Below are 12025 nucleotides of genomic sequence, written 5' to 3'. Positions count from 1 at the left end.
TATTAACGCTCTCGCGACTGACGAATTCTGAAGTCGCGAGGTGATAACGTTGTATTGCGCTTAAAAAAGCGCGTGAAGTAAGCCGGTTCAGAGAAGCCTAAGCTGTCAGAGACTTGGCCAATGGTCATATTGGTATAGGTGAGCTGGCGCTTGGCTTCCAGCAGCAAACGTTCATGCAGCAATTGCAGGGCGCTGCGCCCGGCGAGTTGGCGGCAGAGCATATTCAAGTGCGCGCTACTCACCCCAATCTGCTCGGCTAACTGTTCAATACTCGGCTGCTCGCGATAGTTCGCTTCGATTAGCGCTTGATAGTGCTCTAAATGCTGCCGACCTTTGTCACTTTGGCGGGGGCCGTAGCGCTTTGCCGTGTTGCCTGTATAAGCACAAAGGCGTGAGAGCTCTACCACCAAAGCTTGAATAAGTGCTTCGAGTAGGCTGTTCCGTCCGGGGGCGGGTTGGCGGTACTCCTGGTCGACCTGAGACACCAGCGTGGCAATTCGCTCTGCCCGGTTGGGCTGAAGTAGAGGGTAGAAGTTTGCTTTTTTTAGCGTACTGTTCTCACCCATTAACGCATGTAAGTGGTCTGCCAATGGCTTGGCCAGGGTAATGATGTGCCCCTGCACATCCGGTGAGAAGTGAAAGCCATGAATGGTCATGGCGGGCACCACGATAGCGCTGGCGCTCTGCAGCTGATGGTTCGTTCCCTCCAGTTCTAACTCAACGCTACCTTGAGAAATAAACAGAATATGCACTAGATCGGCGTGGCGATGCGGGCGTATACGCCAGTCATGTAACTGGCTGCGCTCAGGAATGGATTCGCAGTGGAGCAAGTCTGGCGTGGGCCAATGCTGCGTCTCGCCATAGAGCTTAAATACGGGCACGGACGTTGCCGACGAGGCTGGCATCACCGGTATCTCCTATACGACTAAGGTGGGGTGAAAAAGCGCTAAATGTCCAATAATTGATATAGATCATGCCTTATTATGCGACGTGTTTCATTGAAAAATACAAGTCATAAGTTTTAGATAATGACAATGATGAGGCATCCCCTATGAAAACACAGGTCGCGATTATTGGCGCTGGCCCTTCTGGCCTACTGCTGGGGCAGCTACTCCATCGCCAAGGCATTGATAATGTGATTGTTGAGCGGCGTAGCGGTGAGTATGTATTGAGCCGTATCCGTGCCGGTGTGCTTGAGCAAGGTATGGTGGACTTGCTGCGCGAAGCGGGTGTTGACCAGCGCATGGATGAAGAGGGCTTACCCCATGACGGTTTTGAGCTTGTTTTCGACAACCGCCGCGTGCGAGTCGCACTGGATGAACTGACCGGCGGCAGTAAAGTCATGGTTTACGGCCAAACCGAGGTGACGAGGGATCTGATGGAAGCCCGCGCCGCCGCTGGCGCGACAACGCTTTACGAGGCGGAAAACGTGCAGCCCCACGACCTGGAGAGCGACAGCCCCTACCTCACCTTTGAACATAACGGTGAAACGGTCAGGCTTGAGTGCGACTACATCGCCGGGTGCGATGGCTATCATGGTGTCTCCCGCCAAGCGATCCCTCAAGAGCGCATTAAAGAGTTTGAAAAGGTTTACCCGTTTGGCTGGTTGGGGGTGCTCTCGGACACGCCCCCGGTCTCTGATGAGCTGATTTACGCAAGCCACGAGCGTGGTTTCAGTCTGTGTAGCATGCGCTCTGCCACCCGCAGCCGTTACTACCTTCAAGTACCCTTGGATGAAAAGGTAGAAGATTGGTCGGACGAGCGTTTTTGGGAGGAGCTGAAGCGCCGCCTGCCTGATGACGTTGCCGCAAAGCTGGTGACTGGGCCTTCGATTGAGAAGAGCATCGCACCGCTGCGCAGCTATGTGGTCGAACCAATGCAGTACGGGCGGCTGTTCCTGGTCGGCGATGCGGCGCATATTGTACCGCCCACCGGTGCCAAAGGGCTTAATCTGGCCGCCAGTGATGTGAATACGCTCTATCGACTAATGGTGAAGGTCTACCAAGAGGGGCGCACAGATTTGATCGAGCGCTACTCGCAAACGTGCCTGAAGCGCATCTGGAAGGCGGAGCGCTTCTCCTGGTGGATGACCTCCATGCTGCATAACTTCTCTGACCAAGAGGATTTTAACAGCCGCATGCAGCTGGCCGAACTTGACTACGTCACTAGCTCAGAGGCGGGGCTGACAACCATCGCGGAAAACTATGTGGGTTTGCCCTACGAACCACTCGAGTAGCGCCTACCCGTTGTGCATTTATCCTCCTTGCCCAGGCTGACGCTTGGGCTTTTTTGTGCTTTTGGGTTCGGTTAGAAAGGTGTTTTCGGAGCCCTAAGCTAGTAATGGAGGCTGTGTTTATAACTTATGGAAGGCTTACTCTTGAATGATTGAGTCAAAAGCGAGCAGATCCACTCTAATACGCACAGCATTGGTGCTCGGTCGCTGATTTAGCAGTCTTTTTGTTATTTAGCAGGCTAGTTAATTTCCTAGATAATATTTATCTATATGATAACTGTTGTTTTAATTTTAATAGGCGAGTTTTTTGCTTATTAAGAGACGTTTCATATCTGGGCATTTACTTTACTTTTCATGTGATGTTGAATGTTTATGTCAGGCTTTTGCTGACATTCAACATAACAACAAATGGAGATAACAACGGATGACTAATATAAAGCAGCTGCGGCCCACGGCGACACAGTGGCAGAAGATGCCAACCCATCTAGGGGCTCTGTGTATCGGTGTATTATTGAGTACATCTGCAATCGCTGATGAAGTCTTGCGATTTAGCCACTCCTATACAGAAAATGATGCTCGCCATGAATGGGCGCAATTTATTGCTGACAATGTTTCGGAGAAGACGGATGGCCAAGTGACTATCAATATTTTCCCCAACCAGGAAATTTCCCGTGCTCAAGCTCAGCACAGTGCACTACGTCAAGGAAGAATTGATCTGACCATTTATCCACTGCCGTGGCTGGCTGGGATGATACCTTTAGCCGAAATTGGTGCACTCCCCGGTTTAGTTACTGCCCCCACCGATGGACTAGTATGGCGTGACAGAGCCATCTGGCCCATGTTAACCGAGGCTGTCGAAAGCACAGGAGCGATACTGGCGGGTTCAGGCTGGGCAATGGCCACCATTGGCAGCACTGGCGAAGCTGTAATATTGCCAAAGGATGTTGACGGCTTGCGAATGCGAGGGTTGGGAGCTGCTTCTGAGCAAATGTTGAATTCCAATGGAGCAACAATTACATCTTTGCCAGCGTCTGAGCTTTACCAGGCCCTTCAGACAGGGGTGCTAACCGGAGTGCTAACTCAGTTTGCCTCTTTTGAGGGTTACAACCTGGAAGAAGTTATTGAGCATCTGCAGGTCGGGCCTGGCTACATCGGTGGCATGCATACCATCTTGCTTTCTACAGATATGGAACAGCAGATTGGCAGTGAGCACTTTGACCTAGTGATGGAAGCTATCCAGGAATCAGAAGTTTGGTTTGCAGAAAAGATGATTGAGGATAGCCAGCGTATCGCCGAGGAGTTTGAGAGTGCCGGAGTACAGGTGCACGAACTTTCAGACGAGGAGGTGGCTGCCTGGGTTTCGAATGCTCGCGATACGGCGTGGCCCTACTTCATAGAGCGAGTCCCCGAGGGAAAAGCAGCCTTGGAGGCTGTAGAGACTCCCCTCTGACACTAGCCCCACTTTTATCATAATAAGGAAGAAATCTTCGGGATACTTCCAAGATCAGGACTTGTGCTTAACGAGGTAAGAATGCTTATTTTACTTAATCGGCTAAGAGTCTGGCTTGATAGGCTGAACTTCCTGATTGGCGGTATAGCAGCATGCGGCATTTTATTTGCCTGTGGTGCCATTACCTGGGCGGTGGTCGGACGAGGCTTGTTCGGTATGAATACGATCTGGGAGTTGGAAGCCAGTGTCTATCTACTGATCTATGCCGCTTTTTTGGGGCTTGCCTACTCTGATCGTGCTGGAAGCCAGATTGCTATTGATATCCTGCGTGTGCGCTTCACAGGCAAGGCTCGATTGGCGCATCGGATTGTTTTAGATTCAATAGCTTTGGTTCTGTTCAGCTTGCTGTTCTGGTCGTCGCTAGAGATGGTGCTTAATGCTTGGCATACGCAGTGGCGCTCCATGAGCCTATGGGGCCCACCTCTTTGGATCCCGTATCTGGCTATCCCGATTGGGACTGCCATTTTAATCATCAATCTCGTTTTGGACATCCTGATTCGACTACACGGTCAGGCTGTGCCTGCCGACGCCCTACAGGGAGAGCATTGATGGATCCGATACTGTTGAGCATCTTGACGGTCAGCCTGTTATTGCTGCTAATTTTCTTTGGCTTACCAATTGCCTATTCACTTGCAGTATCGACCTTAATAATGATGGTGGTCTCCGGGTCGGGAAGTGATGCATGGTACATCGCTGAATATACCTTTCAGTCACTGGACTCCATTGATCTTATAGCCGTGCCCATGTTCATCTTCATGGGCACGATCATTGCTGTTAGTCCGGCAGGAAAGGATATCTACCGAGCTCTCAGCCTAGTATTGCCCATTCCTGGGGGATTGGGGGTGGCTTCAGTGGGGGGCTGTACTGTCTTTTCGGCTATGTCCGGCTCGTCACCTGCGACTGCCGCAGCTATTGGTTCTTCCGCCATTCCTGAAATGATCTCTCGGGGCTACCCACCAGCGCTGGCTTGTGGTCTGGTGGTGGGTGGAGGAACGTTGGGCATTCTTACTCCCCCATCCATTGTGTTGTTGCTCTATGGCGTGGTAACAGGAACCTCTATTGGTAAGCTGTTCATGGGGGGAGTGGTGCCAGCGATCATGGTGGCCATCATGTTCTCCATGTACGTGATATGGCGCATGTGGCGTTATCAAAAGACCAATCCTGAAGTACTCGAAATATCGCGACGTTATGATGAGCAGGAGGGTAAGACCAAGTATCCGTTGTTACGGGTACTGCCATTTTTCCTGATGGTCGTGATGATCATGGTTGCGCTCTATGGCGGATGGGCGACGCCATCGGAACTGGCCTCTGTGGGGGCAATTGCTTCAATACTGCTTGTGTTGGTGATTTACCGTGTTACCTCCTTTGAGATTTGGTCGCGTTTGTTGCTTAAGACAGTGCGTGATACTTCCATGGTGTTGATCATTGCTGCCTTTGCTTACTATCTCGGTTCCTTCCTTTCCTATAATGGTGCTGTGACGGCGATTTCTTCCGGCCTGCTCGATCTGTTCGGCAATAAATGGCTAACACTGCTAGCGGTATGGCTAATGATGTTGGTGCTGGGCACTTTCCTGCCACCTTTTGCCATTGTCGTCATTGTGGCACCCATGTTTTTACCGTTTGCCCTGGATGCTGGTTTTGACCCCGTATGGTTTGGTGTGCTTATCACGCTGAACATGGAGCTGGGCTGCATTACCCCCCCATTGGGAATCAATTTGTTTGTCGTGAAGAGCATTGTCAATAATGTCTCCATGAAAGAGATTATGAAGGGCTCCTTGCCTTTCTTCATCATCATAGTGTTTGCATCGCTGTTACTAGTGGTGTTTCCACAGATTGTCCTGTGGTTGCCGGAAACCATGTGGCGAAACTGATTGCCTGGAGATACTAATGAACAAAAACGACCATGAGTTTATACAGCTTCGGCCGCAACGGATCGTCAAGACCAAGGCTTGGCCGATGAATATTCCTGTCAAAGTTGAGGTGGTAGGCGTAAGCCGCACCATGCCTTTATCAGCCTGTCTGTGTGAAGTTGAGACTGAAGATGGCATCAAGGGTTATGGGTTCACCGCCATTACGGAAGAGGATGTGGTCGCTTCAGCAATCAACAATGTAATTGCACCCACAGTGATGGGGCGTGACGCTATAACTACTGAAGCAATATGGGAAGAGCTGAACTGGGTGCTAACACCCAGGGGGCAGTCTGGGTATGCTTCCCATGCTATTGCTGCCCTCGATATTGCCCTGTGGGATATAAAAGCCCAGGCGATGGGGGTGCCGTTATGGAGGCTACTGGGAGGAGCGCGCGAGGAAGTTCCTGTCTATACCACTTTTGGTTTCGGCTTTCTCAGCCAGGAGGAACTAGTTGCCGCCGCTAAACATTGGGTGGCACAGGGCAATCGCCGACTGAAGATGACGGTGGCAGGTGAGGCCATGCGACATCGACATCGGCGAGACTTAGAAGCTGTGATTCGAGAAGACGCTGCACGCGTGATGGCTGTACGTGACGCGGTAGGCGATGAAGTCGATATCTATATTGATGCTAACTGTAATCTTGACCCCGTTCACGCCTTCAAACTGGCGAAAATGTTGGAGCCGGTTAACCTTGGTTTTTTCGAAGAACCAGTATTGCAGAATGATGTACGCCACCTGAGTGAGTTACGACGTCGCACAACTGTACGTATCGCGGCAGGCCAAAACGAAGGGCAGGCTTTTCGTTTCCGTGATTTGTTAGTAGAGCAGGCCGTTGACATTATACAGCCGAATGTAGCTATTACCGGGGGATTTACCCAATGTGTACGGATTGCTGGTATGGCTGCAGCCTTTAATACCAGCATCGCCAATGGGGGGGCCTGGCCTTTCCACAATATGCATTTACATGCTGGTCTTGCAAATGGTGGGTTGGTGGAATACCACCATCCGGCGGTACTGTTGTGTGAACAGATTTTTACTGGACTACCTGTACCAGAGAACGGAGTGCTTGCTTTGCCCAAAAGCCCAGGCTTGGGCTTTTCGCCCAATATGGATGCTGTAGAGGAATTTAGCAGAAATCCATCGGCGTGCGGGAATGGTAAAGGATAATCAGTAAAATGAAATGGGGAGGAATGATCTATGAGTACACTAAAGCCTAAGGTAGGGCTGATTGTGCCACCAGCATCCGGCGAAGTACCGCCTGAGCCGCTAGCGTTATATGGTGATAAGGTAGATTTTGTGGCAGTGGGGCTGGGTTTGGGAAAGCTTACTCCTGAAGGCTACGATGGTGTGATCGAGAGAGTTGGTGAGCTGAGTCGTTTACTTGCGGCTGACGGGGTGCAGGCTGTCTCGCTTATGGGAACCTCGCTCAGTTTTTATCGTGGCCCTAAGTATAATGCGCAGCTTGTTGAGATCATGCAGTCGGAAAGCGGGCTACCCGCTACTACTATGAGTGATTCGGTAACGAAGGCTTTTGACGCATTTGGCGCCAAAAGATTGGTAGTGGCAACGCCATATGTGTCGAGTGTGAACCGATTACTGGAGGAGTTCCTTGTTGAAAGTGGGTTCGAGGTTGTGCATCTGCATGGGCTGGGGCTTGAGCGGGTAGAGGATATCCTTGCTGTGTCACAAGATGAGCTGCGCCAATTGGGGCTTGAGGCTATGAAGAGTGCAAAAAGGGAGGCTGACGCATTATTTATTTCTTGCGGTGGCCTACGTACGGAAGTAGTGACCAGTGAGTTGGAGAGTGAACTGAATATCCCTGTTATTTCAAGTGCATTAGCCGGTGCTTGGGGGGCAGTGCGTTTATTAGGACTGTCAGGCCGGGCAGATACAGGCGGGAAACTTTTTATGTTAGATGATTAACCGCTACCTAAAGGTTTGAGTGTTAACGAAAATGCACGGTTTAGTTTCATGGTACACGTTGCTGATAGAGGTAAAACGTGACCCTGAGGGCATGCTTTGCGGCATATTGCTGCACTTTTTTGGTGCTACTCAGCCCCCTAAACGTTTACTGCAGCAGTTCGAGAGAATTGAGAGATGTAGCGTATGTTCTTAATTGATTGAAAATTAAAGATAATACGGAAGACGGTACTTATTTTGCATTTATTACTGAAGTGCATTTAAGTATTTACTTTACTTTTCATGTGATGTTGAATGTTTTCTGCTAGGCTTACCTAACATTCAACACAAAAACAAATAGGGCTAATGACCAATGACCAGCCAAAAAAAGCTGTGGCTCGAAACTTCTCGCCGACTGACACGCTTGAGCGGCGTATGCGCTGGGGTGTTACTCAGCACCAGTGCGTTAGCGGATAATATCAACCTCAGCTATGCCTTCTTTGCGCCTTCCCAAACCTTTCCTGCCGTGCAGATGGAACACTGGGCGAAAGAGCTTAACGAAAGAACCGATGGCCAGGTAAACGTCAACACCTTCCCAGGCGGAACGCTGCTGACGGCTGCCAATATGTTCGATGGCGTCTTAAACGGTGTTGCCGATATCGGTCTCTCTGCCACCTCATACGAGCCGGGACGTTTTCCGTTACTCAATTTGGCCGGAAATCTAACGGGTATCGACGTGAATTCGCAGACAGCCAGCCAGGCAGTGTACGAACTGATCAAAGAGTTCCCTGCAGAAACGCTGGGCTTGGAAGAGTTTAAAGTCATTACGGCGTTCACCTCAGAGCCAGGCTACCTACATACGCAAGAATCAGTGACTTCGCTGGAGGATCTTGAGGGCCAAGAGATCAGGGTGCCAGGCGACAGTACAGCCGTTGTTCAAGCCCTTGGTGGCGTGCCTGTGGGTCTCACCCAATCGGAAACGGGGGAAGCCCTTCAGGCGGGTATCGTTAATGGCTATGTAGGTTCACGTGAGACGCTGATGGATCTGCAGTATGCCCGCAATGTGAGCTATATCACTGACTATCCTCTGACCAACGTTGTCTTCGTTGCGGTGATGAATCAGCAGCGGTGGGACGCTTTACCTGAAAACGTTCAGCAGGAGATCGATGCATTGGGTGCCGAAATGGCCTCCTATGCAGGTAAGTATCTAGATGAACACATCCAGGAATCCTTGACGTGGGCTGCTGAGAACCATGATCTTGAGCAGCTCTCCTTGTCCGAGGAGGAGGCAGAGCGATGGTCGACCTTGCTGGAGCCCATCAATGAGCAACGGCTGGAAGAGGTGGCTGCTCAAGGGCTTCCTGCCTTTGAGTTGCGCGATCGGTTTATTGAGCTGATCGAACAAAACCAATAGTGCCGACGCTTTTTGTCTGGGCGCATGTATTTGCGCCCAGTAAGCGCCATGCTGATAGACCTAGGTAGTTACCATGAATAAATTTAATTGGGTAATTAGCCGTCTCTTACTCTATGTAGCCGGCTCGGCATTACTAATGATGGTATTTTTGGTGGTCGGTAACATCATAATGCGCCAAGTTAGCTCTTCATTTGGTGGTACCACCGAAATGGTGGGCTGGCTAACAGCAGTGGTAGTGTCGCTATCACTCGCTTACTCCCAGCTTACTAAAGCCCATATTGAGCTGGACTTGCTGGTCGAACATTTGCCCACCCGTCTGCAAAGCGTTCTCTATGTCTTGGTCTCAGGTGCAAGTTTTTTATTCTTCTCCATGGTGGCTTGGAAGCTTTGGGAGTATGGCTTTAGCGCTATGCAAAGAGGCTCTTTATCGCAAACACTGCGTATTGCGTTTTACCCCATTGTTTATCTAGTGGCACTAGGGTTTTCTGCTTTTTGCTTGGTTCTTTTAGCAGACTTTTTGAGTAGTCTAAAAAAGGTGGTAACACAATGAGTATGACGCTGGTAGCTTTGTTAGGCGTGCTCTGTTTGTTTCTTCTTATTTTGTTAAAAATGCCGATTAGCTTCGCTATGTTCATGGTGGGGTTTTTTGGCATGCTTTACATGACTAGCCCTATTGCCGCGTATAACGTTATTAGCTCAGGAATCTGGGAGCAGTTATCGGGTTACTCTCTTAGTGTCATACCCCTATTTATTTTTATGGGGGAATTACTGTTTCGCTCGGGGATAACGGAAAAGATATTTGCAGCTGCCTATGCCTGGATAGGCCATTTCCGTGGCTCCATGGCCACAACGACGATCCTTAGCAGCGCAGGTTTTGCAGCGGTTAGCGGTTCGAACACCGCCACAGCAGCCACTGTCGGCACCATTGCTCTCCCCGAAATGAAGAAATTTGGCTATAGCCGCGCGCTCAGTGCTGGCAGTGTAGCAGCGGGGGGCACCCTGGGGGTCATCATTCCACCAAGCTCTGTGCTGATTGTTATTGCGCTGCAAGCCGAGCTGGCCATTCGCGACCTGTTTCTAGCCAGTATTGTCCCTGGGCTTATCCTGGTCGTGCTGTTCATCGCGACGATTGGACTACTCTGTCGGCGTCGCCCGGATATGGGGCCAGCAGGTGTGCGTTCGAGCTGGTCTGCAAGGTGGCGTTCGCTGAAAGGTGTTATCGAAATTGGTGCCCTCTTTACACTGGTACTGGGGGGGCTATTTGCGGGCTGGTTCACCTCAACAGAAGCTGCTGCGGTGGGCTGCATTGGTGCAATGCTGATTACCTTGATACAAGGAAAGCTCTCTTGGGCAGTCTTGAGTGAGGCCATCGCTAATGCACTCAAATCATCGGCCATGATCTTGATGTTGGTTGCTGGAGCGGTCATTTTCGGGCGTTTTCTTACCATCACAAGGCTGCCTTACATGGTGGGCGAGTGGGCGGCGGCATTGCCCTTGCCAGCCATAATGGTAATGGCCTGTATTCTGCTGATCTATGTGATCGGCGGAGCGCTAATGGATGCGATGGGATTTTTAATTATCTCAATCCCGATTTTCTTTCCCGTAGCGCTTGCCTTGGGTTACGACCCAATCTGGTTCGGCGTGGTGGTATGTATCGTTACCAGTATGGGGGCGATTACACCGCCGGTGGGGGTGAACGCTTTCATTGTAAAGAGCTTGGATGCAGAGTTACGAATGGGAGAGACATTCCGTGGAGTGGGTTACTTCATACCCCCTTATCTGCTGTGCATTGCCTTGCTGTTGGTTATTCCTCAACTTGTATTGTTCGTCCTTTAGCGTTTACCCGATTATATAAATGGTTATAAATTTTATGCCTATTTACTTGAAATTTCATGTGATAAGTCTAGCGAGGTGGCTGAGGTGACTATATTGACATCGAGGTTAAGCCTGGGGCAGGGGCCACGCAAAGTGGTCGTCAAAGATACGATCGATATCGCCGGTTTCCCCACCTGCGCAGGATCCGCTGCCCTTGCTGACACACCGCCAGCCGTGGCCCATGCAGAGATCGTCGAGCGGACGCTCAAAGCGGGATACCACATCGTGGGGAAGGCCAATCTGCATGAGCTGGCGTTTGGTATGACGGGCATCAATGACTGGGCTGGCACGCCAGAGAATCCGCGCTACCCCAGCCTTATCCCTGGTGGTTCTTCCAGTGGGTCGGCCGCCGCGGTGGCCGCTGGTCTTGCCGATATTGGCATTGGTACAGACACCGGTGGCTCTATTCGCGTCCCCGCTGCTTGCTGTGGTGTCTACGGTCTTAAGCCCACCTTCGGGCGCTTGAGTCGCCAAGGTGTTATGCCAGCGGAAAGTAGCCTCGATTGCGTAGGCCCCTTGGCTTGTGACCTTCACGTACTGATAGCTTTCATGGCGGCGATTGACCCTCACTTTCAGTCGTCAATGGAGGGGGCTGCGCCTGTACTGGGGTGTATCGGCGTGAGTGCCGAGCAGGCCATTTGGGCAAGCATCGAGGAGCAGCTTAGCCTTTCTGGCTTGGCGCGTGGGGATATCGCGTTGCCGCTTATGGCCGAGGCGTTCGAGGCTGCCATGGTGATCATTAATCGTGAAACTTTCCGTGCCTGCGAAGCGTTGCTTGCCACTGGCAAGGTGGGCGCGGATGTCGATCAGCGTTTGCAGGCCGCTGCCGCGACGACCGATGCCGAGCTAAAGGAGGCAGAGTGCATACGTCGTGCCTTTACCGCCGAAGTAGATGCAGTGCTAGAGCGGCATGATGTCCTGGTGCTGCCAACGTTGCCGCATTTTCCCATGACCGTTCAGGATGCGTTTTCGGGCCACCAGGATTTGAAAATATCGTCCCTTGCGCGGCCCTTCAACCTTTCTGGGCATCCCGCCTTATCGATCCCTCTTGAGTCTCAGCAAACATTGCCTGTCTCCATGCAACTGATTGGACGTCGTGGCGATGACGCGGGTGTGTGCAGGGCTGCTTTGCAACTCATGGGCCGGGTTTCGTCAGCGGGAGAGGAACAAAAAAAGGAGTGAA

General features: G+C 51.2%; 11 protein-coding genes. 10 read left to right on the top strand and 1 reads right to left on the bottom strand.

Going from position 1 to position 12025, the window contains the following annotated elements; translation table 11 throughout:
• Positions 1–2 precede the first annotated feature (2 nt).
• On the bottom strand, positions 3–905 hold the full coding sequence (locus RO22_RS01285; RefSeq protein WP_041157374.1) for a helix-turn-helix domain-containing protein: 903 nt from the start codon (positions 903–905) through the stop codon (positions 3–5).
• A gap of 146 nt (positions 906–1051) precedes the next feature.
• Between RO22_RS01285 and pobA the strand changes: the two genes are divergently transcribed.
• The 10 genes from pobA to RO22_RS01235 all read left to right on the top strand — a co-directional run bounded on the left by pobA (position 1052) and on the right by RO22_RS01235 (position 12024).
• Positions 1052–2236: a 4-hydroxybenzoate 3-monooxygenase gene (gene pobA / locus RO22_RS01280; RefSeq protein WP_041157373.1), complete on the top strand. Its 1185-nt coding sequence runs from the start codon at positions 1052–1054 to the stop codon at positions 2234–2236.
• 421 nt (positions 2237–2657) lie between these two features.
• Positions 2658–3683: a TRAP transporter substrate-binding protein DctP gene (gene dctP / locus RO22_RS01275; RefSeq protein WP_041157372.1), complete on the top strand. Its 1026-nt coding sequence runs from the start codon at positions 2658–2660 to the stop codon at positions 3681–3683.
• Between the two features lie 81 nt (positions 3684–3764).
• Positions 3765–4292 (top strand): TRAP transporter small permease subunit, encoded by a 528-nt coding sequence (locus RO22_RS01270; RefSeq protein WP_041157371.1) that lies wholly within the window; start codon positions 3765–3767, stop codon positions 4290–4292.
• Positions 4292–5614 carry a TRAP transporter large permease gene (locus RO22_RS01265; protein ID WP_041157370.1) on the top strand — a complete coding sequence of 441 codons (1323 nt, stop codon included), beginning with the start codon at positions 4292–4294 and terminating at the stop codon, positions 5612–5614. The genes RO22_RS01270 and RO22_RS01265 overlap by 1 nt, the downstream gene beginning before the upstream one ends.
• A 16-nt stretch (positions 5615–5630) precedes the next feature.
• Positions 5631–6821 carry a mandelate racemase/muconate lactonizing enzyme family protein gene (locus RO22_RS01260; protein ID WP_084625219.1) on the top strand — a complete coding sequence of 397 codons (1191 nt, stop codon included), beginning with the start codon at positions 5631–5633 and terminating at the stop codon, positions 6819–6821.
• Between the two features lie 30 nt (positions 6822–6851).
• Complete coding sequence (locus RO22_RS01255) at positions 6852–7577, top strand: aspartate/glutamate racemase family protein (RefSeq protein ID WP_041157369.1); 726 nt, start codon at positions 6852–6854, stop codon at positions 7575–7577.
• 349 nt (positions 7578–7926) lie between these two features.
• Positions 7927–8967 carry a TRAP transporter substrate-binding protein gene (locus RO22_RS01250; RefSeq protein WP_041157368.1) on the top strand — a complete coding sequence of 347 codons (1041 nt, stop codon included), beginning with the start codon at positions 7927–7929 and terminating at the stop codon, positions 8965–8967.
• 73 nt (positions 8968–9040) lie between these two features.
• Complete coding sequence (locus tag RO22_RS01245) at positions 9041–9517, top strand: TRAP transporter small permease (protein WP_041157367.1); 477 nt, start codon at positions 9041–9043, stop codon at positions 9515–9517.
• Positions 9514–10803: a TRAP transporter large permease gene (locus tag RO22_RS01240; RefSeq protein WP_041157366.1), complete on the top strand. Its 1290-nt coding sequence runs from the start codon at positions 9514–9516 to the stop codon at positions 10801–10803. Before RO22_RS01245 ends, RO22_RS01240 begins: the two co-directional genes overlap by 4 nt.
• Positions 10804–10887: 84 nt before the next feature.
• Entirely contained in the window at positions 10888–12024 is a 1137-nt protein-coding gene (locus RO22_RS01235; protein ID WP_041157365.1) for an amidase, read from the top strand.
• Position 12025: the final 1 nt, after the last annotated feature.

This window comes from Halomonas sp. KHS3 (genome assembly GCF_000830495.1).
GTDB lineage: Bacteria > Pseudomonadota > Gammaproteobacteria > Pseudomonadales > Halomonadaceae > Vreelandella > Vreelandella titanicae.
The sequence above is the reverse complement of the archived record's forward strand: the minus strand, read 5'-3'. Positions and strand labels throughout refer to the sequence as shown.

Excerpts from the sequence above, each read along its gene's own strand:
- RO22_RS01255 (WP_041157369.1), top strand. The coding sequence starts at position 6,852 with ATGAGTACACTAAAGCCTAAGGTAGGGCTGATTGTGCCACCAGCATCC.
- RO22_RS01250 (WP_041157368.1), top strand. The coding sequence starts at position 7,927 with ATGACCAGCCAAAAAAAGCTGTGGCTCGAAACTTCTCGCCGACTGACA.
- RO22_RS01270 (WP_041157371.1), top strand. The coding sequence starts at position 3,765 with ATGCTTATTTTACTTAATCGGCTAAGAGTCTGGCTTGATAGGCTGAAC.
- RO22_RS01260 (WP_084625219.1), top strand. The coding sequence starts at position 5,631 with ATGAACAAAAACGACCATGAGTTTATACAGCTTCGGCCGCAACGGATC.
- RO22_RS01240 (WP_041157366.1), top strand. The coding sequence starts at position 9,514 with ATGAGTATGACGCTGGTAGCTTTGTTAGGCGTGCTCTGTTTGTTTCTT.
- pobA (WP_041157373.1), top strand. The coding sequence starts at position 1,052 with ATGAAAACACAGGTCGCGATTATTGGCGCTGGCCCTTCTGGCCTACTG.
- RO22_RS01265 (WP_041157370.1), top strand. The coding sequence starts at position 4,292 with ATGGATCCGATACTGTTGAGCATCTTGACGGTCAGCCTGTTATTGCTG.
- RO22_RS01285 (WP_041157374.1), bottom strand. The coding sequence starts at position 905 with ATGCCAGCCTCGTCGGCAACGTCCGTGCCCGTATTTAAGCTCTATGGC.
- RO22_RS01245 (WP_041157367.1), top strand. The coding sequence starts at position 9,041 with ATGAATAAATTTAATTGGGTAATTAGCCGTCTCTTACTCTATGTAGCC.
- dctP (WP_041157372.1), top strand. The coding sequence starts at position 2,658 with ATGACTAATATAAAGCAGCTGCGGCCCACGGCGACACAGTGGCAGAAG.